This window comes from Streptoalloteichus hindustanus, assembly GCF_900129375.1.
Taxonomy (GTDB): domain Bacteria; phylum Actinomycetota; class Actinomycetes; order Mycobacteriales; family Pseudonocardiaceae; genus Streptoalloteichus; species Streptoalloteichus hindustanus.
Genome location: NZ_FQVN01000002.1, coordinates 379629 through 401061, shown reverse-complemented (window position 1 = coordinate 401061; position 21433 = coordinate 379629). Strand labels below are relative to the sequence as shown.

The following is a 21433-nucleotide window of genomic DNA, read 5'->3' as shown; positions in this document are numbered from 1 at the left end:
CGTCGGCAGGGTAACGATCAGCCTCGACCGCGCGTCCCCCACCCGTGCGAAGCCCCACCGAAGCCCCGCCGAAGCGCCACCTGGAGGTGATCGCATGGCGTCGGTTCGTCCCCCGGACACGCGGCGACCCCCGCCCGGGAGGGGGCGGGGGTCGCCGGGGTGTCCGTCCGGCCTACAGGTACTGACCGGTGTTGGTGGCGGTGTCGATCGCCCGTCCCGCCTCCTGGTTCTTGCCGGTGACCAGGGTGCGGATGTAGACGATGCGCTCGCCCTTCTTGCCCGAGATCCGCGCCCAGTCGTCCGGGTTGGTGGTGTTGGGCAGGTCCTCGTTCTCGGCGAACTCGTCGACGATCGCGTCGAGCAGGTGCTGCACCCGCAGACCCGGCTGGCGGGTCTCCAGCACCGACTTGATCGCCGCCTTCTTCGCGCGGTCGACGATGTTCTGGATCATCGCGCCGGAGTTGAAGTCCCGGAAGTACAGGACCTCCTTGTCCCCGTTGGCGTAGGTGACCTCCAGGAACCGGTTCTCCTCGGTCTCGGCGTACATCCGTTCGACCGTGTGCTGGATCATCGCCTCGACGCACGCCTGCTTGTCGCCGCCGAACTCCGCGAGGTCGTCGGCGTGGATCGGCAGGTCGGTGGTCAGGTACTTGGAGAAGATGTCCTTGGCCGCCTCGGCGTCCGGCCGCTCGATCTTGATCTTCACGTCGAGCCGGCCCGGCCGCAGGATCGCCGGGTCGATCATGTCCTCGCGGTTGGAGGCGCCGATGACGATGACGTTCTCCAGCCCCTCCACGCCGTCGATCTCGCTGAGGAGCTGGGGCACGATCGTCGTCTCGACGTCGGAGGAGACCCCGCTGCCCCGGGTGCGGAAGATCGAGTCCATCTCGTCGAAGAACACGATCACCGGGGTGCCCTCGGAGGCCTTCTCCCTGGCCCGCTGGAAGATCAGCCGGATGTGCCGCTCGGTCTCGCCGACGAACTTGTTCAGCAGCTCGGGGCCCTTGATGTTGAGGAAGTACGACTTGGCCTGGCCGTCGTCGTCCCCCCGGGCGGCGGCCACCTGCTTCGCCAGCGAGTTCGCCACCGCCTTCGCGATGAGCGTCTTGCCGCAGCCGGGCGGGCCGTACAGCAGCACGCCCTTGGGCGGGCGCAGCTGGTACTCGCGGAACAGCTCCGCGTGCAGGAACGGCAGCTCGACGGCGTCCCTGATCTGCTCGATCTGCCGGGAGAGGCCGCCGATGTCGACGTAGTCGACGTCCGGGACCTCCTCCAGCACGAGGTCCTCGACCTCGGCCTTGGGCACCCGCTCGTACGCGTAGCCGGCCTTGGTGTCGACCAGCAGGGAGTCACCGGGCTTGAGCGGGGAGGTGAGCAGGGAGTGCGCCAGCAGGACCACGCGCTCCTCGTCGGCGTGGCCCACCACCAGCGCCCGGCTGGCGGCGTCCTCGCCGCTCTCGGCGAGCAGCTCGCGCAGGGTGCAGACCTCGCCGGTCCGCTCGAAGGAGCCGGCCTCCACGACCGTCAACGCCTCGTTGAGCCGCACCGTCTGCCCCAGGCGCATCGACTCGTTGTCCACCGCGGGCGACACCGCGACGCGCATCCGCCGACCGGCGGTGAACACGTCGACGCTGCCGTCCTCGTGCGTGGCCAGGAACACGCCGTAACCACTCGGCGGCTGGGCGAGGCGGTCGACCTCCTCACGCAGAGCCATCAACTGGCTCCGCGCGTCCTTCAACGTCTCGACCAGTTTGGCGTTACGCTCCGTGAGCTGACTGACCCGGTTGGACGCCTCGGCCAGCCGCTGCTCCAACAGGCGGACGTGCCGTGGGGACTCGGTGAGCTTGCGGCGCAGCAGCGCCACCTCGTCTTCCAGGAAACGGATCTGCGCGGTCAACTCAGCGGCGCTGGCACCTGTGTTCAGCTCGCCGCCCTCTTCGGGTCGGCTGCCGGGACGGTCGTGCTGCATGTCGGCACCCTCCTCCCGTGCTACGTACACCCACGGTACCGGCGATCACCGACTAGAGCGGGTTCGTACATGCCGAGCAAACGAGCGCTCACCCTAAACCGCTCACTTGGCGGGACGAACTACTCCGTCTCGGTGTCCTGTGGAACCGGCTACCCACTACCGTGCGTCCTAGCCCTCGGCCCTGCCGGCCACCGTCCGGGCAGTGTCCCCAACCGCTCCCTGGAGCCTCAAGGAGATCGTGATGTCCGTCCCCCCGCAGCAGCCAGGGCCGTTCGGCCAGCAGCCGGGCGAGTGGCCGCAGCAGCCCGGTCAGCCCCAGCCCGGCGGCTGGGGTCAGCAGCCGGCCCAGCCCGGCCAGCCGCACGGCACCCCGCCGGGCGGGTTCGGCCAGCCGGGCCAACCAGGCCAGTTCGGTCAGCCGGGTCAGCCCGGTCAGTTCGGGCAACCGGGCCAGTTCGACCCGTCGGCCCCGCAGGGCCAGCCCGGTCAGTTCGGGCAACCGGGTCAGTTCGGCCAGCCCGGCCAGTTCGGTCAGTTCGACCCCTCCGCGCAGGCGGGCCAGTTCGGCCAGCCGGGCGCGTTCCCCGGTCAGCCCGGCTTCCCGGGTCAGCCGGGCCAGTTCGGCCAGCAGCCCTTCGGCGCTCCCGCGCCCGCGCCCAAGAAGAAGGCCCTGCCCTGGATCCTGGCCGGCGGCGGTGTCGTGGTCGTCGGCGTGGCCGTCGCGTTGGTCCTCCTCCTCACCGGAGGCTCGTCGGCTCGCAGCGTCGCCGAGTCCTTCGCGAAGGAGGTCAGCAACAACGACTACGACGCCGCGTCCAAGTACACGTGCGCCGCCAAGCGCGACGACATCAAGAAGACCAAGGAGAACCAGGAGAAGCGGATCAGGGACCTGGAGGAGCGCCTGGCGAAGCTCCCGGCGGGAGAGGCGCGCAAGAAGGCCGAGGAGAAGGTGAACGAGGCCAAGAACACCAAGGTGAAGTTCACGGTCCTCGACGTGCAGGAGAACGGCGACAAGGCCACTGTCAAGCTCAAGGCGGAGAAGGTCACTCCCAGCAAGAGCGACAGTGACGATCTGAAGCTGGACATGACCAAGGAGGACGGCGAGTGGCGGGTCTGCGGCTGACCTGTCGCGTCCTTCGGTGATCGGCTCCGCTGACGTCCTCGCGGCACCGGCGGTCACCGCTCCGGAACTCTCCGCACCCGACCACCTCGCAGGTGGTCGGGTGCGCGTGTTTCTGATGCCGCGGGTTCGCCCGAACTCGACCCAAACGCCTGTCCGACCCCTTAGGTTGGGCAGGTCCGCGCGCGTTTTCCCAGATCCGAACCCGGAGCATCACCGTGACCTACCCGTCGCAGCCGGGGCCGTACGACCCGCAGCAGCCGGGCGGCTGGCCGCAGCAGCCCACCGGACCGCAGTCCGGTGGTTTCCCCCAGCCCGGCCAACCGCAGCCGGGGGGCTGGGGCCAGCAGCCGGGACAGCCCCACGGTGGCGCGCCCGGCGGGTTCGGCCAGCCGGACCCCTACGGCCAGCAGGGTCAGCCCGGCCAGTTCGGGCAACCGGGGCAGCCCGGCCAGTTCGACCCCTCCGCGCAGCAGGGCCAGTTCGGCCAGCAGGGCGCGTTCCCCGGTCAGCCGGGGCCGTACGGGCAGCCGGGCCAACCCGGTCAGTTCGGCCAGCAGCCGTTCGGCGCTCCGGGCTTCCCCGGCGGTGGTGGCACGCCTCCGCCGCCGAAGAAGCGGACCGGCCTGGTGATCGGCATCGTGGCCGCGGTGCTGGTGCTGGTCGGCGGTGGCGTCACCGCGGTGGTGCTGCTCACCGGCAAGAAGGACGAGCCGGCCGCGGCGAGTGGGCCCAGCGAGACCACGAGCTCGTCACCGGCCCCGACGTCCGGCAGCTCGCTGCCGAAGTCCAGCTCCACCCGGTCCGCGGTGCCCACGCCGAAGGGCGGCGGCGACTCGGCCGACCCGGCGGCCCGCGAGCTGGGCACGAAGGTCGCCTCGCTGCTGCAGACGGTCATCCACCGGGGCAAGAACTGGTCCGAGGACGAGCTCCGGCCGCTGGTCTGCGCCAAGACGTTCGAGGAGAGCAAGAACGCCGGCCTGCTCGGCAAGGCCGGCGACCCCGACCCCAGCGCCAAGGTGACCATGACGAGCGTCACCACGACCGGCGGCAGCGGGTCGTTCAAGCTGAAGATCGAGTCGACCAAGCAGCAGGGCGGCGAGCTCTCCAACCCGATCGTCAAGGAGTCGGGCGGCTGGGTCATCTGCGACAAGAAGTGAGTCGCTGACCACGAACCAGAACCAGGAGTGGCCGGTCACCGCGAACGGTGACCGGCCACTCCTTATATCTGTATGTCTGTCGCGCGGTCAGCCCCGGCTGGGCCGGCGCTGCGGCTTCGGCGGGACCACGCCCTCGGCGAGGCGACGCGCGGTCAGCAGGAACGCGGTGTGGGCGACCATGCGGTGCTCGGGGCGCACCGCCAGGCCCACGACGTGCCACGGGCGCAGCAACGTCTCCCACGCCTGCGGCTCGGTCCAGCACTGCTGCTCCCGCAGCGCCTCGGTGACCTTGGACAACTGGGTGGTCGTGGCGACGTAGACGACCAGCACACCGCCGGGCACCAGCGCCTTGGACACGCTGTCCAGCACGTCCCACGGCGCGAGCATGTCGAGCACGACCCGGTCGACCTCGCCGGTGTGCTCGGTGACGTCGCCGACGTGCAGCGTCCAGTTCGCCGGCCGCTCGCCGAAGAAGCGGTCCACGTTGCGGACGGCGTGCTCGGCGTGGTCCTCGCGCACCTCGTAGGAGGTGACGCTGCCGTGCTCGCCGACGGCCCGCAGCAGGGAGCAGGTCAGCGCGCCGGAGCCGGCTCCGGCCTCCAGCACGCGGGCCCCGGGGAAGATGTCGCCCCACATGACGATCTGGGCGGCGTCCTTGGGGTAGATGACCTGGGCACCGCGCGGCATCGACAGCACGTAGTCGGCCAGCAGCGGGCGCAGCGCGAGGAACTGGGTGCCGCCGGCGGAGGTCACCACGGAGCCCTCGGGCCGGCCGATCAGCTCGTCGTGGGCGAGCACGCCGCGGTGGGTGTGGTACTGGCCACCGGGTTCGAGCAGGACGGTGTAGCGCCGACCCTTCGGGTCGGTCAGCTGCACCCGGTCGCCCGCCCGGAAGGGGCCGCTGGCAGTGCTCACGCGCGTCGAACCTCCACGTTCACCATCGGTCGAACCAGCGGGCCATCGTCGCAGACGAGCCGGACCGGGGCGAAATCCCACCGGCCGGTCAGCGGCGGCTGAGCGCGGCCCGCAGGTCCTCCCTGCGCAGCACGCCCGCCGGTCGGCCCTCGGCGTCGACGACGAGGAACTGGAACGCCGGGGTGGTGCTCACCCGGTCGGCGACCTCCTCGCCGGGCTCGGAGTCCAGCAGCACGGTCTCCGGCCGGATCGGCTCGGCGGCGCGCTCGGCGGGGGCCAGCGGTGTGACGGCGGCCAGCTCGGCGGCGGCGTGCTGGTCGAGCAGGCCGGCGGCGACGCCGTCGGCGCGCACCAGCACCACGCCCCGGCCGGCGGAGGCGGCCAGCGCGTCGGCCACCGGGCTCTCGGCCGGGAGTTGCAGCACCGGCCGGACCAGTTCGGACAACGCCAGACCGTCCGGCCAGCGCCGGCGTTGCTCCGCCGCCAGCTCCGCACCGGCGCCGACCACGATGAACCAGGCCATGAGGGCGCACACGCCCAGCCGGAGCCACTGGTCCTCCACGCCCTCGGCCAGCCCGAGCACGGCCCACCAGACCAGCCCGACGGCCACGACGCCGGCGCCCACCACGCCGGCCCTGGTGCCCGCGCCCCTCCTGCCGGTGACGGCCCACACCGCCGCCCGCAACACCCGCCCCCCGTCCAGGGGCAGGCCGGGCAGCAGGTTGGACACGGCGACCAGCCCGTTGGCGACGGCGGTCTGCAGCACGAGCAGGCGCAGCGGCGTGAGGCCCGGTTCGATCAGGAAGAACAGGCCGAGCGGCACGGCGGCGAGCACGACGGACACCGCCGGCCCGGCGACCGCCACCACCCCCTCGTGCCGGGGCTGGGTCGGGGTTCGGGCGATCTCGGTGAGCCCGCCGAGCAGGTACAGCCGCACGCGGTGCACGGGCAGCCCGAGCCGGAGCGCCACCACGCAGTGCCCCAGCTCGTGCAGCAGCACCGAGGCGCCGAGGAGCAGCGCGAACGCGACGGCGAGGAACACCGCCGTCCACCACCCCGAGCCGGGCAGCAACCGCTCGACGAACGGGACGTACAGCAGGACGACCACCGCCGCGCCCAGCCACCAGGACGGCGCGAGCAGCACCGGAACGCCGGACACCCGGCACAGCACCAGTCCGCCGACCGGCTGAGTCGGTTGCTGCGAACGGCTGGCGCTGGGCACGTTCGAAAGCGTAGGCCGGCGGGTGTGGGATGGCCGTGACACGACGCCGCGGCGACCGCGGTGGACACTCCCGCCTCCACTTCTCACCCGAACGTGCTCGTCCGTGCCGCGCTCGTGGTTCCGGCCGGACGCGGGTGAGCTCTGGGCCACTGCGCGGGGTCGGCCACGCCTGGCGAGGGTCGGGAGTGTCGCCGGGGTGGCCTAGGGTGCCAGGCATGGCAGATGTGGTCGGGGAGGTCAGGTCGTCGGCGGGCAGCGCGAACGGCGACGCCGACGACGCGGGGAGGCGGCGTCCGCGCCGCCCGGCCCTCTCCCCCTCCCGGGCCAGCGACTTCAAGCAGTGCCCGCTGCTCTACCGCTTCCGGGCCGTGGACCGGCTGCCGGAGAAGCCCACCAGGGCGCAGGCGCGGGGCACCGTGGTGCACGCCGTGCTGGAGCGCCTCTTCACCCTGCCGGCCGTGCGGCGGGTGCCGGACGAGGCCAGGGCGCTGCTCGAACCGGCGTGGCGGGAGCTGCGCGACACCCGCCCCGAGCTGGCCGGGCTGTTCGACGACGCGGCGGACGCCGAGGCCGAGCTGGCCGAGTGGCTGTCCTCGGCGGGCCGGCTGCTGGACCACTACTTCGGGTTGGAGGACCCGCGCCGGCTGGAGCCGGAGGCGTGCGAGCTGCTGGTGGAGGCCGAGCTCGCCTCCGGCGTGCTGCTGCGCGGCTACATCGACCGGATCGACGTGGCCCCCACCGGCGAGATCAGGGTGGTGGACTACAAGACGGGCACGGCGCCGAGGGAGATCGGCGAGGCCAAGGCGCTGTTCCAGATGAAGTTCTACGCCCTGGTGCTGTGGCGCACGCGGGGCGTGGTGCCGCGCCAGCTCCGCCTGATGTACCTCGCGGACCGGCAGTCGCTGGCCTACGCCCCGGACGAGGGGGAGCTGCGTCGGTTCGAGCGCACGCTGGAGGCCGTGTGGCAGGCGATCCTGCGGGCCGGCCGCACCGGGGACTTCCGCCCCAACCCCAGCCGGTTGTGCGACTGGTGCGACCACAAGGCGTTCTGCCCGTCGTTCGGCGGGACGCCGCCGGAGTACCCGGGGTGGCCGGACCCGTCGGGCCTGGGCGTGGAGACCGCCCTGGACCGCGTGGACTGAACGGGCGGACCGAACGGGGCGGGCCCGAGCAGGAGGGACCCGAGCAGGACGGGCCGAGCGGGGTCACCGCGCGGCCGGGACGAGCCGGACCTGCCCGGCGCTCCGGTGCAGGGTGCTGACGAGCCACGCGTAGAGCGGCAGCATCAGGGCGTTGGTCGCGAACAGGTACCAGGGGGCGTCGCCGGCGGAGCCGTCGAGCCCGAGCTGGTCCGTGGCGGCGGCGAGCAGGAACACCATGAGGTTGCCCGTCGCGTGCAGCGCGATGCCGGCCTCCAGCCCGCCGGTGCGGACAGCGAGCCAGCCGAGCACGACGGCGTAGAGCATGAGGTCGGCGGCGCCCCACACCTGGCTGACGGAGTGCAACGCGACGAAGACCAGACCGCCGGCGAGGATGCCCGGCCACGGCGTGCCGAACCAGGCGCCGAACGCCTGGATGAACCACCCCCGCGCCAGGTACTCCTCACCCGCCGCCTGCAACGGCACCACGACGACCAGCAGGCACGCGCTCACCGCGAAGCGGGGCCACCCCGTCCAGCGCACCGCGGTCTGCTCCGCCGGTTCGGCCGTCACGAGGGCGGCCAGCACCACGAGCAGCAGCAGCGAGACGACCATCACCGGGATGGCGACCAGCAAGCACCGCCCGAACCAGCCCCAGCGCAGGTGGCCGACCACCGAGGACAGCGTGCCGGGTCGGCGGCGCTGCGCGATCCGGGCGGCGAGGAACACCACAGGGAGGACGGCCGCGATCGACAGCAGGCCGACGACGGTGTCCCAGAGCGGGTCGGCGAACAGGTGGCTGTCGACCAGTCGGACCGGCGCCGCGGCCAGCTCCGCCGCCACGACGCCCAGCACGACGACCACGACCATCGCGACGACCCAGCCGACCCCGATCACCACCGTGCCGACGACCGGCCGCCACCAGCAGTGGCACGCGGTGCGCGCCATCCGGTCGTAGCCGACGCCGGGCGGCGGGTCAGCCAGCCGCGCGGGGCCCCGGGTGGACGCCGACGCTGGTCGGAACGGCTGACCGTGGGGGTCCGTCATCGGTCGGAGTATCACGTGCCGCCCGGGTTCCCGCACGGGTGCGTCCGCTCCTGCCCGGTATCCCCAAGGACACGGCCTGTGGGCGCGCTCGCGGGAGGAGGCGGGGGGACGCTCCCGCGGAACCGCCGAACGCCGAGGGCCCCGCGCGGCGCCGCCGGAGGCGGCACGACGCGGGGCCCTGGTGACGACGAAGGGCCTCGTCTCCTCGACCGAGGGGTCAGAGGCGGCAGGACCGGATGTCGGAGGCGAGCACCGCCTTGGCGCCCAGGCTTGCCAGCCGGTCCATGACCACGTTGGCCTCCTTGCGCAGCACCATCGACCGCACGGCCACCCAGTCCGGGTCGGCCAGCGGGGCGACCGTCGGCGACTCCAGGCCGGGCGTGAGCTCGATCGCGGCGTCGAGCAGCCGGCGGGGGCAGTCGTAGTCGAGCATCAGGTACTGCTGGGCGAACACCACGCCCTGGAGGCGGGCGGTCATCTGCGCCCTCTCCGGCGAGTTCGGGGCGCCCTCGCGCTCGATCAGCACGGCCTCGGACCTGCAGATCGGGTCGCCGAAGGCGACCAGGCCGTGCTGGCGCAGCGTGCGGCCGGAGCCGACCACGTCGGCGATGGCGTCGGCCACGCCGAGCTGCACCGAGATCTCCACCGCGCCGTCGAGCCGGATGACCTCGGCGTCCACGCCGTGCCGGGCGAGGTCGCCGCGCACCAGGCGGGGGTACGCGGTGGCGACCCGCCGGCCCTCCAGGTCGCCGACCTTCCAGTCCTTGCCGCCGGGGGCGGCGTAGCGGAAGGTCGAGCCGCCGAAGCCGAGGGAGAGCCGGGCGCCGACCGGCGCGCCGGACTCCAGCGCGAGGTCGCGGCCGGTGATGCCCAGGTCCAGCTCGCCGGAGCCGACGTAGATCGCGATGTCCTTGGGCCGGAGGAAGAAGAACTCGACCTCGTTGGCGTCGTCGACCACGGTCAGGTCGCGCTGCTCATGGCGCTGCCGGTAGCCAGCCTCGACGAGCATCTCGGACGCCGGTTGGGCCAGCGTTCCCTTGTTCGGCACGGCGACACGCAGCATGGCAGTTCGCTCCAGGTCGGGGATGGTTCGTGTGGGCCGGGGGCTCACAGGTAGCGGTAGACGTCGTCCAGGGTCAGGCCGCGGCCGAGCATGAGGACCTGCACCCGGTAGAGGAGCTGGGAGATCTCCTCGGCGAGCTGCTCGTCGGTCTCGTGCTCGGCGGCCAGCCACACCTCGCCGGCCTCCTCCAGCACCTTCTTGCCCTGGGCGTGCACGCCGGCGTCGAGCGCGGCGACGGTGCCGGAGCCGGCGGGGCGGGTCCTGGCCCGCTCGGTGAGCTCGGCGAACAACTCGTCGAACGTCTTCACGGGCCGGAATCCTCCCATCCCGGCCCCGGCGGACCCCAGCCGGCCCACCCCGGGTCGCCACCCACCCCGCGCTCATCCATCCAGGTGAACGCCAGTCCACCGCGGACCAACCATCTCACTACGAAGCGTCATCAATCGCGCCGCGTGCGGCCGATATCCCCCAAAAATCACCAACCCCCCACATGCGACCAACCCGTTTGGCGGATTCCGACTACTGGGAGTTGATGCTTTGCCGCGCCGATCCTGATTGGATGGGCGCGTGCCACCAATGGCTGATGATGACCTCGCGGAGCGCCTGCTGGAGCTGTCCGACGTGATCACCCCCATGGCGATCCGCGTCGCGGCCACGCTGCGGCTGGCCGACCGGATCGCCGAGGGGCGGACCACGGTGCCCGCGCTGGCCGAGGCGACCGGGACCCAGCCCGACGCCCTCGGCCGGCTGATGCGGCACCTCGTCACGGCCGGCCTGCTCGTCGAGCGGCCCGACGGGGAGTTCGCGCTGACCGGGCTGGGCGCGAAACTGCGGGACGCCGTCGGGCTGCGGGCCTGGCTGGACGTCCGGGGCGCGGTCGGACGGGCGGACCTGTCCTTCGTGCGCCTGCTCGACGTGGTCACCACCGGGAAACCGGCCTACCCCGAGGTCTACGGGCGGGGCTTCTGGGACGACCTGGCCGGCGACCCGGCGCTCGCCGGGTCCTTCGACGCGCTGATGGCCGGCCAGATCCACGCCGAGGCCGCCGCGATCCTCGCCGGCTACGACTGGGGCTCGGTCGGGCACGTGGTGGACGTCGGCGGCGGCAACGGCGCGTTGCTCACCGCGCTGGCCACCGCGTACCCGGAACTGCGGGGCACGCTGGTCGACCTCCCGGGTCCGGCCCAGGCGGCGGCCAGGACGTTCGCCGAGGCCGGGGTCGCTGACCGGTGCCGGGTCGCGCCGGGCAACTTCTTCGACCCGTTGCCCGCCGGCGGCGACGTCTACGTCCTGTCGTCGATCATCCACGACTGGGACGACGAGCGGAGTGCGGCCATCCTGCGGCGCTGCGCGGCGGCGGCCGGGTCCGGCGGACGCGTGCTGCTGGTCGAGGGGCTCGTCGACGCCGGCCGGGACCAGCTCCCCCGCAGCCCGATGGACCTGCGGATGCTGACGTTCATCGGCGGCCGGGAGCGCAGCGCGGCCCAACTCGCGGCGCTGGGCGCGACCGCCGGCCTCACCCAGCGCTCGGTCCGCACCATCTCGCCCTACCGCTCCCTTGTGGAGTTCACCGTCGACTGAACGGGTTGGGCTGAGCAGGTTCGACTGAACAGGTTCGGCTGGGCAAGTTCGGTTGGGGCGGGGTGACGGGGCGCGACGGCGCAGCTCCGGGGCGCGTGCGGGGCGCGTCACCAGTGGGCGGGGTGGCGCAGCCCCTCGGGCAGCCTGGTCCGCGCGTCGCCCCTGGCCGCGTTGAGCTGGGCCTGCGTGAGGAAGACGGCCCCGGTGAGGTCGGCGCCGGACAGGTCGGCGTCCCGCAGGTCCGCGCCGATCAGGTCGGCTGAGCGGAGGTCGGCGTCCCTGAGGTCGGCGGCGATGAGGTAGGCCCCGCGCAGGCTCGCGCCCCGCAGGTTGGCCTTGCGGAGCTTCGCCCCGATGAGGTCGGCGCCCCGGTGGTTCTTCTTGCGGCCGGGCACCTCGGCCCGCACCAGCTCGCTGGCGCGCAGCAACACCGCGTTGACCTCGTGCCGGAGCTCCGCCACGTCCAGCTCCAGGATCGCCTCGGCGTTCTCCCAGCTCCGGCGCTCGACCTCGTCCCGCGCGCGGCGGAGGTCGGCGTGGACGGGGCGGGCGGCCGGCAGCGACAACGCCTCGCCCAGGTACCACAGCAGCTCGTGGAGCTGGCGCATCACGGGGAACACGGCGAACATCCGCCGCGCCTCGCCGGGTCGCTTCCGCCAGTCCTGGCCGCCGAAGGTGATCTGGGAGACCTTCTGGCCCGCGCCGAAGCAGTCGAAGACGGTGCAGCCGGAGAAGCCCTTCTCGCGGAGCTGGCTGTGGATGCCGCAGCGGAAGTCCGCCAACAGGTTCGAGCACGGCTTGCCGGCGTCCTTGTTGACCGCGAAGTCGGCCGACGCGGCGAAGGGCAGGGCCACGCAGCAGAGGCCGAAGCAGTTCGCGCAGTCGGCCCGGAGCTCCTGCTGATCACCGGCGGTGGACGGGGCTTCGCGCTTCTGGGACACCGTGCCTGATCTCCTGCTGCCAGCTGGGCACCGCCTCGCGGTCGGCACCGGGGTCGAACCTCCATTCTCCCCCAACCACGGGTGGCGAATGCCGTCCTTGTTGGACAGGCGGCGCGGAGGCCCCACCGCACGAGCGCGTCAGCGACGCCAACTGTGCCCCTTCTCACGGCTCTCCCCAGAGAAGCCCGGTGTCAGCACCGCAGCCACTGCCCCGCCCCCAACCGAATGTGACCCCACAAGCACAATCAGTACTCAGTGGACAGTCGGAGCGGGAGACGGGGCATGAAGCGATGGTCGACTCGTCGAAGTTCATGACGGACGCGGCGCAGCGGCCGATCACGCTCTCTCAGCCGGTCCCGGTCTCCGCGTCCCCTGGGCTGGCCCAGGACCTCTGGGCAACCTAGGCCAACAGGGTGGACAGCTCGTCCAGGTCGACACCGACGAGGGAGTCGCGCAGCACCCGGCGCTCGCCCGGCTCGACGGGCACCTCGCACGGCACGACCAGCACCGTGCAGCCCGCGGCGACGGCGGCGGCCGTCCCGGTCGGCGAGTCCTCGACCGCGACGCAGTCGGCCGCGGACACGCCGAGCAGGCGGGCGGCCTTCAGGTAGGGCTCCGGCAGCGGCTTGTTCCGGCCGTCCACCTCGTCGCCGCACACCGTGACGTCGAAGAAGTCCCGGCCGATGGTGTCCAGCGCCACCTCGGTCAACCGGCGCTCGGTGGAGGTCACCAACGCCATCGGCGCCCCGGCCGACCGGATCGCGCGCAGCGCCTCCGCCGCGCCGGGCCGCCACGGCAGGCCCGCCCGGAACAGCTCCGCGGTCCGCGCGGTGATCCACTCCGCCGCCTCCGCCATGGCCGCCGGCTCCGGCTCCCTGCCCACCTCGGTGAACAGCATGGTGAGCGTGGCGGTCATGTTGGAGCCGACCATGGCCTCGCGGGTGGCCGGGGACAGCGCGCCGCCCATGCGCTCGGCCAGCTCGTAGAGCGGCACGTCCCACAGCTTCTCGGAGTCGACCAGCGTGCCGTCCATGTCCCACAGCACCGCGGCCGGCGGCCTGCGTCCGTCCGAAGTGGACAGTCCAGGCAACGCGCTCTCCCCTCGTGTCCGGCCCGGTGGCGGGGCCGCGCGGCCCGCCCGCCACCGGCGGGCGCGGTCACGTGTTGAAGTACTTGGCCTCGGGGTGGTGGGCGATCAACGCGTCCGTCGACTGCTCGGGGTGGAGCTGGAACTCCTCGGAGAGCTTCACCCCGATCCGCTCCGGCTGGAGCAGGTCGACGACCTTCGCCCGGTCCTCCAGGTCAGGGCAGGCGCCGTAACCCAGCGAGTACCGCGCCCCACGGTAACCGAGCTTGAAGAACTCCTCGACGTCCTCCGGGTCCTCCTCGGCCACTGCCCGGCCGGAGGACCAGTGCAGCTCCTCGCGGACCCGCTTGTGCCAGTACTCGGCCAACGCCTCGGTGAGCTGCACGCCCAGGCCGTGAACCTCCAGGTAGTCGCGGTAGGCGTCGCCGGCGAACAGCTCGTTGGCGAAGTCGGCGATGGGCTGGCCCATGGTCACCAGGTGGAAGGCGACGACGTCGACCTCGCCGGTGGCGAGAGCGAGATCACGCGGCCGGAAGAAGTCCGCCAGGCAGAGCCGGCGGTCGCGCCGCTGCCGGGGGAAGGTGAACCGGCAGCGCTCCGCGGCGTCCGGGCGCGGCGCGTCCAGGATGACCAGCGACTCGCCCTCGGCCACGCACGGGAAGTAGCCGTAGACGACCGCGGCGTGGGCCAGCACGCCCTCGGTCGCCAGCCGGTCCAGCCAGTACCGCAGCCGCGGCCGGCCCTCGGTCTCCACCAGCTCCTCGTAGCTCGGGCCGGAGCCGCCCCTGGCGCCGCGCAGCCCCCACTGCCCCATGAAGGTCGCGCGCTCGTCCAGCAACGCGGAGTAGTCGGCGACCGGGATGCCCTTGACGACCCGCGTGCCCCAGAACGGCGGCGTCGGGACCGGCGCGTCGGTGGCGACGTCGGAGCGCGCCGGCGGCTCCTCCCGCACCTCCTCCTCGCCCCGCGCCCTGCAGGCCTCGGCGATGCGCAGCGAGCGCTCCCGGCGGGCCTTCCGCTCGGCGATCCTGGCCCGCTCGCGCTCGTCCAGCTCCACCGAGCCGCCCCGCTTGCGGGTCATGATCGCGTCCATCAGGCGCAGGCCCTCGAAGGCGTCCCTGGCGTAGCGGACGTCGCCCCGGTAGATGTCGGAGAGGTCGTTCTCCACATAGGAGCGGGTCAGCGCGGCGCCGCCGAGCAGCACCGGCCACCGGTCGGCCACCCCCCTGGAGTTCATCTCCTCCAGGTTCTCCTTCATGATCACCGTGGACTTGACCAGCAGGCCGGACATGCCGATCGCGTCGGCGTCGTGCTCGCCGGCGGCGTCCAGGATCGCGCCGATCGGCTGCTTGATCCCGAGGTTGACCACCTCGTACCCGTTGTTGGACAGGATGATGTCCACCAGGTTCTTGCCGATGTCGTGCACGTCGCCCTTGACGGTGGCCAGCACGATGCGGCCCTTGCCCGCCGTGTCCGCCTTGTCCATGTGCGGCTCCAGGTGGGCCACGGCCGTCTTCATGACCTCGGCCGACTGGAGCACGAACGGGAGCTGCATCTGGCCGGAGCCGAACAGGTCGCCGACGGTCTTCATGCCGGAGAGCAGCGTGTCGTTGATGATCGCGAGCGCGGACCGCTCGGTGAGCGCCGCGTCGAGGTCGGCCTCCAGGCCGTTGCGCTCGCCGTCGACGATGCGCCGCTCCAGCCGCTCGAACAGCGGCAGCGCGGCCAGCTCCTGGGCCCGGGACGCCTTCGACGCCTTGGCGGTGACGCCCTCGAAGAGCTGCATGAACCGCTGGAGCGGGTCGTAGCCCTCGCGGCGCCGGTCGTGCACCAGGTCGAGCGCGACCTCGCGCTGCTCGTCCGGGATGCGGGCCATCGGCAGGATCTTGCTCGCGTGCACGATGGCGGTGTCCAGCCCGGCCTCGACGCACTCGTGCAGGAACACCGAGTTGAGCACCTGCCGCGCCGCCGCGTTCAGGCCGAAGGAGATGTTGGAGACGCCGAGGGTGGTGTGCACCTCGGGGTGGCGGCGCTTGAGCTCCCTGATCGCCTCGATCGTCTCGATCCCGTCCCGCCGCACCTCCTCCTGGCCGGTGGAGATGGGGAAGGTCAGGCAGTCGATGATGATGTCGCTGGGGCGCAGGCCCCAGTTGGTGGTGATGTCCTCGATCAGCCGGCTGGCGACCCGGACCTTCCACTCGGCGGTCCTGGCCTGGCCCTCCTCGTCGATGCACATGCCGACGACGGACGCGCCGTGCTCGCGGACGAGCTCCATCGTGCGCCGGAACCGGGAGCCGGGGCCGTCGCCGTCCTCGTAGTTGACCGAGTTCACCGCGCACCGGCCGCCGAGCCGCTCCAGGCCGGCGCGCAGCACCTCCGGCTCGGTGGAGTCGAGCATGATCGGCAGGGTGGAGGCGGTGGCCAGCCGCTCGGCCAGCTCCGACATGTCGGCGGCGCCGTCCCGGCCGACGTAGTCCACGCACAGGTCGATGACGTGCGCGCCGTCCCTGGTCTGCTGGCGGGCGATCTCGACGCAGTCGTCGAGCCGGCCGGCGAGCATCGCCTCGCGGAACGCCTTCGAGCCGTTGGCGTTGGTCCGCTCGCCGATCATCAGCACGCTGGCGTCCTGGTGGAACGGCACCGCCTGGTAGAGGGAGGACACGCCCGGCTCGGGGTGGGGCCGGCGCGGGGTCGCCGGCAGGTCGCGCACGGCCGCGGCGAGCTGGCGGACGTGCTCGGCGGTGGTGCCGCAGCAGCCGCCGACCAGCCGGGCGCCGAACTCGGTGACGAAGCCGGCCAGCGCCTCCGCCAGCGCCTCGGGGCCCAGCGGGTAGACGGCGCCGTTCGGGCCGAGCTCGGGCAGGCCGGCGTTGGGCATCACCGAGATCGGCACCGCGGAGTGCTTGGCCAGGTGGCGCAGGTGCTCGCTCATCTCGGCCGGGCCGGTGGCGCAGTTGAGGCCCACCAGGTCGATGCCCAGCGGCTCCAGCGCGGTCAGCGCCGCGCCGATCTCGGTGCCGAGCAGCATCGTGCCGGTGGTCTCGACGGTGACCTGCGCGATGATCGGCACCCGGCGGCCCTCGGCCGCCATGGCGCGGTGCGCCGCGATGACGGCGGCCTTGGCCTGGAGCACGTCCTGGCAGGTCTCGATGATGACGGCGTCGACCCCGCCGGCGAGCATGCCCCGCACCTGTTCGACGTAGGCATCCCGCAACCGGGCGAACGGGACGTGACCCAGCGTGGGCAGCTTGGTGCCGGGGCCGACCGAGCCCAGCACGAACCGCGGGCGCCCCGGCTCGCCGAACTCGTCGGCGGCCTCCCTGGCCAGGCGGGCCCCGGCCTCGGCCAGCTCGTGGATGCGGTCGGCGATGTCGTACTCGGCCAGGTTGGCCAGGTTGGCGCCGAAGGTGTTGGTCTCGACGGCGTCGGCCCCGGCCTCCAGGTAGCCGCGGTGCACCGCGCGCACCACGTCGGGCCGCGTGACGTTGAGGATCTCGTTGCAGCCCTCCAGCCCGGCGAAGTCGTCCAGCGTCAACGGCCAGGACTGCAGCATGGTGCCCATCGCGCCATCGGCGACGACCACGCGCTCGGCGAGCGCTTCCAGCAGCGGCGACCCGGGACACTCGGACATGGCCCCAGGGTAGGGGCATCGCCCGGACCGGCCACGACGGTGACAGCCCGCCGTCCAGACACTGGGACGACGCACGAACGGCCGGTGGGGCGCCAGACCCGCCCGCCGGGTCGTAGGCTTGCGCGGTGACCGATCCCGACCTGCGCCCCGGACCCGATGACCTCCCGGCGGACCAGCCGAGGCTCACCAACCCGGTCATGGTGGCGGCGTTCGAGGGTTGGAACGACGCCGGCGACGCCGCCAGCACCGCCGTCGAGCACCTCCAGCTCACCTGGGACGCCACCCCGCTGGCGGAGATCGACCCCGACGACTACTACGACTTCCAGGTCAGCCGACCCACCGTTCGGATGGTGGACGGCGTCACCCGCCGCGTCGAGTGGCCCACCACCCGGCTCACCGTCTGCCGCCCGCCGGGCGCGGCGTTCGACGTCGTGCTCGTGCACGGTATCGAACCGAACATGCGGTGGCGGAAGTTCTGCGGTGAGCTGCTGGAGCACATCGAGCGACTGGGCGTGACCACCGTGGTCGTGCTCGGCGCGTTGCTCGCCGACACGCCGCACACCCGGCCGGTGCCGGTGACCGGAGCCGCCTTCGACGCCGACGCGGCCGCCAAGTTCGGGCTGGAGCACTCCCGCTACGAGGGGCCGACCGGCATCGTGGGCGTCTTCCAGGACGCCTGCGTCCAGGCCGGCGTGCCGGCCATCTCCTTCTGGGCCGCCGTGCCGCACTACGTCTCCAGTCCGCCCTCCCCCAAGGCCACGCTGGCCCTGCTGCACCGGGTCGAGGAGGTCCTCGACCTGGAGGTCCCGCTCGGCGCGCTGCCCGAGCAGGCCGAGGAGTGGGAGCAGACGGTCAGCGAGATGGCCGAGGAGGACGAGGACGTGCGCAACTACGTGCGCGCGTTGGAGGAGCGCGGCGACGCCGAGATCCGGCTCACCGAGGCCAGCGGGGACGCCATCGCCGCCGAGTTCGAGCGCTACCTGCGGCGGCGGGGCGGCCGGGGGCCGGGCGGCCCCGGGCCCACGGCGGGCCCGCCGGCGCGGTGACCGGCACGGCGGTGGCGGACGCCCCCGGCAGGTCCGGTTCCCGGCTGGCCGTCCTCGGCCTGTACGCCGGGGGCTTCCTGGGGCCGTTCGGGGGCGGGGTCGTCGCGTCGATGCTGCCCGAGCTGGGCACGGCGTTCGCGGTCTCGCCGGGCACGGCGTCGCTGTCGCTGACCAGCTACATGATCCCGTTCGCCGGGCTGATGCTGTTCTCCGGCACGCTCGGCGAACGCTGGGGCGCCCGGCGCACGGTGCGGGTCGCCTACCTGGTGTACGTGCTGGCCTCGGTGGTCTGCGCCGTGGCCGCCACCTCGACGGTCTTCCTGGCCGGTCGGGCGGTGCAGGGCGCGGCGAACGCGTTCACCACCCCGCTGCTGCTGGCCGCGCTCGCCGCGGTCACCCCGCGTGAGCGCCTGGGCCGCACCCTCGGCCTGTTCGCCTCGCTCCAGGCCGCGGGGCAGACCACGGCCCCGCTGGTCGGCGGGCTGGCCGCGGAGGCCGACTGGCGGTGGGCGTTCGCCGGCGTGGCGGTGGTCGCCGGCCTGCTCGCCGTCCTCGGGCTGCCGGACACCACGCGTCCGGCGCCGTCCGCCCACGGGGACCAGCGGGAGCGGGCCCCGGGGGCGACCGCGCGCCTGCGCACCGCGTGGCGACCGGCGGTACTGCGGGTCGGCCTGGTGGCGTTGACCGGCTGGGGATGCCTCGGCGGCCTGTCGTTCCTGGTCGCGATGCGACTGGACGACCACTTCGGGCTCGGCGCCGGCGAGCGCGGGCTGCTGTTGACCGGCTACGGCGTCGCCGCGCTGCTCACCGCGCGGGCGGTGGGACGCGCCGTGGACCGGGTGGGGCCGCGCCGGTGCGTGCTGCTCGGCACGGCGGCCGGGGCCGTCCTGCTCGTCGGTGTCGGCCTCGTGCCCTGGCTGCCGGTGGTGGCGGTGGGGTGGGCGGCGGCCGGGGTGGCGACCCAGCTCATCCTGGTCGGGCTCAACACCCTGGTGCTGTCGGCCGCGGCGGGCAACCGGGGTGGCGCGGTGTCGGTCGTGCAGGCGTTCCGCTTCCTCGGCGGCGCGCTCGCGCCCACCGCGTTCGTCCCCGCCTACGCCCTCCACCCGGCGGTGGCCTTCCTCGTGCCCGCCGTCGTCGTGGCCGTCACCGCTCCCGCGGCGCTTCCGCACCAGGAGAAGCTGCACCAGCGCTGAACCTCGTCGGGCAGCCGCTGGGCAGCCGCTGAACAGCGTCAACGCTCCCCGCAGCAGTCAGTGACCGCCACGGGGAGCGTCAGCACACCGCCTGGATCAACCGACGGGGATCAGCCGGCGGCGATCAGTTGGCGGGGATCAGCCGGCGGCGACCGCCGGCGCCCCGGCGAGCCCGTCCGGCAGCGAGGTGACGTCGACCACGTTCAGCGAGTCGGAGCGGTCCGCGAACTGCGTGCGGTGCAGCTCGGCGTACCGGCCGTCCAGGGCGAGCAGCTCGGCGTGCGTGCCGCGCTCGACGATCCGGCCGGCCTCCACCACGAGGATCTGGTCGGCCGCCCGGATCGTGGACAACCGGTGCGCGATGACCAGCGCCGTGCGGCCGGCCAACGCCTCGGTCAGCGCGGCCTGCACGGCGGCCTCGGACTCCGAGTCCAGGTGCGCGGTCGCCTCGTCGAGGATCACCACCCTGGGCTGGGCCAGCAGCAGCCGGGCGATGGTCAGCCGCTGCCGCTCGCCGCCGGACAGCCGGTAGCCCCGCTCCCCCACGACCGTGTCCAGCCCGTCGGGCAGCGAGCGGACCAGCGCCTCCAGCCGGGCCCGGCGCAGCGCGTCCCACAGCTCGTCGTCGCTGGCCTCCGGCCGCCCGTACCGCAGGTTTGCCGCGATGGTGTCGTGGAACAGGTGACCGTCCTGGGTGACCACGCCGACAGCCTGGCGCAGCGAGGCGAACCCCAGGTCCCGCACGTCCACGCCGGACAGTCGCACCGAGCCGGAGTCGACGTCGTACAGCCGGGGCACCAGCGAGGCCAGAGTGGACTTGCCGGCGCCCGAGGAGCCGACCAGCGCGACGAGCTGGCCCGGCTCGGCGTGGAAGTCGACGCCGCGCAGCACCTCCTCGCCGCCCCGGCCGTCGAGCACCGCGACCTCCTCCAGCGAGGCCAGCGACACCTTGTCCGCCGACGGGTAGCTGAACCGCACGTTCTCGAACCGCACCGAGACCGGCCCGTCCGGCACCGCCAGCGGCCGCTCCCGCTCCTGGATCATCGGCGGCAGGTCCAGCACCTCGAACACCCGCTCGAAGGAGACCAGGGCGGTCATCACGTCCACCCGGGCGTTGGCCAGCGCGGTGAGCGGGGTGTACAGCCGGGTGAGCAGCAGCGCCAGCGTGACGACGGTGCCGGCGGCGAGACCGCCGGTCAGCGCCAGCCAGCCGCCCAACCCGTAAACCAGGGCCAGCGCCAGCGCCGACACCAGGGTCAGCGAGGTCATGAAGATCCGGGTGGCCATCGCGTTGCGCACCCCGATGTCCCGCACCCGCTCGGCCCGCCCGCCGAACTCCTCGGCCTCCCGCTCCGGCTGGCCGAACAGCTTCACCAGGGTCGCCCCCGGCGCCGAGAACCGCTCGGTCATCTGCGTCGTCATCGCCGCGTTCAGCGTGGCCGCCTCGCGCTGCAGGTGCGCGATCCGACTCCCGACCCGCCGCGCGGGCAGCACGAACACCGGCAGCAGCACCATCGCCAGCAGGGTCACCTGCCAGGAGAGCGTGATCATCACGCCGACCGCCAGCGCGAGCTGGATCACGTTGGTGACCACACCGGACAGCGTGGAGGTGAACGCGCGCTGCGCGCCGATCACGTCGTTGTTCAGGCGGCTCACCAGCGCGCCGGTCCGCGTCCTGGTGAAGAAGGCGACCGGCATGCGCTGCACGTGCTCGAACACCGCGCGCCGAAGGTCGAGGATGAGCCCCTCGCCGATCCGCGCGGAGAACCAGCGCTCGGCGAGCCCGACGGCGGCGTCCACCACCGCCAGGGCGGCGATCACCACGGCGAGCGTGACGACCACGCCCACCTCCCGCCGGCCGATGATCGCGTCGACCACCCGGCCGGCGAGCAGCGGCGTGGCCACGCCGACGACCGCGGAGAACACGGTGAGCACGAGGAACACCACGAGCGCCGTGCGATGGGGGCGGGCGAAGGTCAACACCCGCCGCAGGGTGCCCCGTCGCACGCCACGCGGGGCGTCCGCCCGCCGCATGGCGCTGACCATGAGCATCCAGGTCGAATCCACGTCTTCCAGTCCTCCTCGCGCCCGCCCCGCGCACACTCCGGTGGCTTGGTCAACGCGGTGGTGTCGGTGTTGCTTCCCCGGCCGCGCTTCTCGTCGGCGACCACGTCGCGCGGGCCACCCGAGCCCGGTCGACGTCCGACCCCGGCCGTGTCCATTCAGGACCCGCCCCGAGGGACACGACCCCGGGAAGCGCACCCCGCGCCGACTCGGCCCGGTGTCCGACAGCGACCGAAGACCGATCATGCCGAT

Annotated in this window: 16 protein-coding genes; 6 read left to right on the top strand and 10 right to left on the bottom strand. The window is 73.1% G+C overall.

The window, feature by feature from the left end; translation table 11 throughout:
• Window positions 1-172: 172 nt before the first annotated feature.
• Complete coding sequence (arc, locus tag BUE43_RS07275; protein WP_073480610.1) at window positions 173-1969, bottom strand: proteasome ATPase; 1797 nt, start codon at window positions 1967-1969, stop codon at window positions 173-175.
• A 241-nt stretch (window positions 1970-2210) separates the two neighbouring features.
• Here arc and BUE43_RS07270 point away from each other — a divergent pair, with 241 nt between their 5' ends.
• Entirely contained in the window at window positions 2211-3092 is an 882-nt protein-coding gene (locus tag BUE43_RS07270; RefSeq protein ID WP_073480609.1) for an Rv0361 family membrane protein, read from the top strand.
• Window positions 3093-3307: 215 nt separating this feature from the next.
• Window positions 3308-4249 (top strand): flagellar basal body-associated FliL family protein, encoded by a 942-nt coding sequence (locus BUE43_RS34615; protein ID WP_073480608.1) that lies wholly within the window; start codon window positions 3308-3310, stop codon window positions 4247-4249.
• 87 nt (window positions 4250-4336) lie between these two features.
• Here BUE43_RS34615 and BUE43_RS07260 read toward each other — a convergent pair whose 3' ends face one another.
• Both BUE43_RS07260 and BUE43_RS07255 read right to left on the bottom strand, forming a co-directional pair.
• A complete protein-coding gene (locus BUE43_RS07260; RefSeq protein WP_073480607.1) occupies window positions 4337-5164 on the bottom strand; it encodes a tRNA (adenine-N1)-methyltransferase in 828 nt (275 codons plus the stop codon).
• A gap of 88 nt (window positions 5165-5252) precedes the next feature.
• On the bottom strand, window positions 5253-6386 hold the full coding sequence (locus BUE43_RS07255) for a site-2 protease family protein (protein WP_073480606.1): 1134 nt from the start codon (window positions 6384-6386) through the stop codon (window positions 5253-5255).
• Window positions 6387-6601: 215 nt separating this feature from the next.
• Between BUE43_RS07255 and BUE43_RS07250 the strand changes: the two genes are divergently transcribed.
• A complete protein-coding gene (locus BUE43_RS07250) occupies window positions 6602-7528 on the top strand; it encodes a RecB family exonuclease (RefSeq protein WP_073480605.1) in 927 nt (308 codons plus the stop codon).
• Window positions 7529-7591: 63 nt separating this feature from the next.
• On the opposite strand, the gene BUE43_RS07245 is transcribed toward BUE43_RS07250, so the two are convergent.
• From BUE43_RS07245 to BUE43_RS07235, 3 genes are all read right to left on the bottom strand, one after another.
• The gene (locus BUE43_RS07245) at window positions 7592-8572 is read right to left on the bottom strand and encodes a CPBP family intramembrane glutamic endopeptidase (RefSeq protein WP_073480604.1); all 981 of its coding nucleotides are present in this window, start codon (window positions 8570-8572) and stop codon (window positions 7592-7594) included.
• Between the two features lie 217 nt (window positions 8573-8789).
• Window positions 8790-9635, bottom strand: a complete 846-nt coding sequence (hisG, locus tag BUE43_RS07240) for an ATP phosphoribosyltransferase (RefSeq protein WP_073480603.1) — start codon at window positions 9633-9635, stop codon at window positions 8790-8792.
• Window positions 9636-9679: 44 nt separating this feature from the next.
• On the bottom strand, window positions 9680-9943 hold the full coding sequence (locus BUE43_RS07235) for a phosphoribosyl-ATP diphosphatase (protein WP_073480602.1): 264 nt from the start codon (window positions 9941-9943) through the stop codon (window positions 9680-9682).
• Between the two features lie 268 nt (window positions 9944-10211).
• Between BUE43_RS07235 and BUE43_RS07230 the strand changes: the two genes are divergently transcribed.
• Entirely contained in the window at window positions 10212-11216 is a 1005-nt protein-coding gene (locus BUE43_RS07230; RefSeq protein WP_073480601.1) for a methyltransferase, read from the top strand.
• Between the two features lie 107 nt (window positions 11217-11323).
• Here the strand turns inward: BUE43_RS07230 and BUE43_RS07225 are convergent, their stop codons facing one another.
• The 3 genes from BUE43_RS07225 to metH form a co-directional block, all read right to left on the bottom strand.
• Entirely contained in the window at window positions 11324-12157 is an 834-nt protein-coding gene (locus BUE43_RS07225) for a pentapeptide repeat-containing protein (RefSeq protein ID WP_073480600.1), read from the bottom strand.
• 400 nt (window positions 12158-12557) lie between these two features.
• Window positions 12558-13238 carry an HAD family hydrolase gene (locus BUE43_RS07220; RefSeq protein ID WP_268844419.1) on the bottom strand — a complete coding sequence of 227 codons (681 nt, stop codon included), beginning with the start codon at window positions 13236-13238 and terminating at the stop codon, window positions 12558-12560.
• A gap of 76 nt (window positions 13239-13314) precedes the next feature.
• On the bottom strand, window positions 13315-16875 hold the full coding sequence (metH, locus tag BUE43_RS07215; RefSeq protein WP_073480599.1) for a methionine synthase: 3561 nt from the start codon (window positions 16873-16875) through the stop codon (window positions 13315-13317).
• A 197-nt stretch (window positions 16876-17072) separates the two neighbouring features.
• Here metH and BUE43_RS07210 point away from each other — a divergent pair, with 197 nt between their 5' ends.
• Both BUE43_RS07210 and BUE43_RS07205 read left to right on the top strand, forming a co-directional pair.
• Complete coding sequence (locus BUE43_RS07210; protein ID WP_234995628.1) at window positions 17073-17921, top strand: PAC2 family protein; 849 nt, start codon at window positions 17073-17075, stop codon at window positions 17919-17921.
• Window positions 17918-19117, top strand: a complete 1200-nt coding sequence (locus BUE43_RS07205; RefSeq protein WP_234995586.1) for an MFS transporter — start codon at window positions 17918-17920, stop codon at window positions 19115-19117. The genes BUE43_RS07210 and BUE43_RS07205 overlap by 4 nt, the downstream gene beginning before the upstream one ends.
• A gap of 138 nt (window positions 19118-19255) precedes the next feature.
• Here BUE43_RS07205 and BUE43_RS07200 read toward each other — a convergent pair whose 3' ends face one another.
• Window positions 19256-21184 (bottom strand): ABC transporter ATP-binding protein, encoded by a 1929-nt coding sequence (locus BUE43_RS07200; RefSeq protein WP_073480596.1) that lies wholly within the window; start codon window positions 21182-21184, stop codon window positions 19256-19258.
• Window positions 21185-21433: the final 249 nt, after the last annotated feature.

Bases quoted from the DNA above. Each gene is read 5' to 3' on its own strand.
- arc (WP_073480610.1), bottom strand. From the start codon at position 1,969: ATGCAGCACGACCGTCCCGGCAGCCGACCCGAAGAGGGCGGCGAGCTG.
- BUE43_RS07270 (WP_073480609.1), top strand. From the start codon at position 2,211: ATGTCCGTCCCCCCGCAGCAGCCAGGGCCGTTCGGCCAGCAGCCGGGC.
- BUE43_RS07250 (WP_073480605.1), top strand. From the start codon at position 6,602: ATGGCAGATGTGGTCGGGGAGGTCAGGTCGTCGGCGGGCAGCGCGAAC.
- BUE43_RS07245 (WP_073480604.1), bottom strand. From the start codon at position 8,572: ATGACGGACCCCCACGGTCAGCCGTTCCGACCAGCGTCGGCGTCCACC.
- hisG (WP_073480603.1), bottom strand. From the start codon at position 9,635: ATGCTGCGTGTCGCCGTGCCGAACAAGGGAACGCTGGCCCAACCGGCG.
- BUE43_RS07230 (WP_073480601.1), top strand. From the start codon at position 10,212: ATGGCTGATGATGACCTCGCGGAGCGCCTGCTGGAGCTGTCCGACGTG.
- metH (WP_073480599.1), bottom strand. From the start codon at position 16,875: ATGTCCGAGTGTCCCGGGTCGCCGCTGCTGGAAGCGCTCGCCGAGCGC.
- BUE43_RS07210 (WP_234995628.1), top strand. From the start codon at position 17,073: ATGGTGGCGGCGTTCGAGGGTTGGAACGACGCCGGCGACGCCGCCAGC.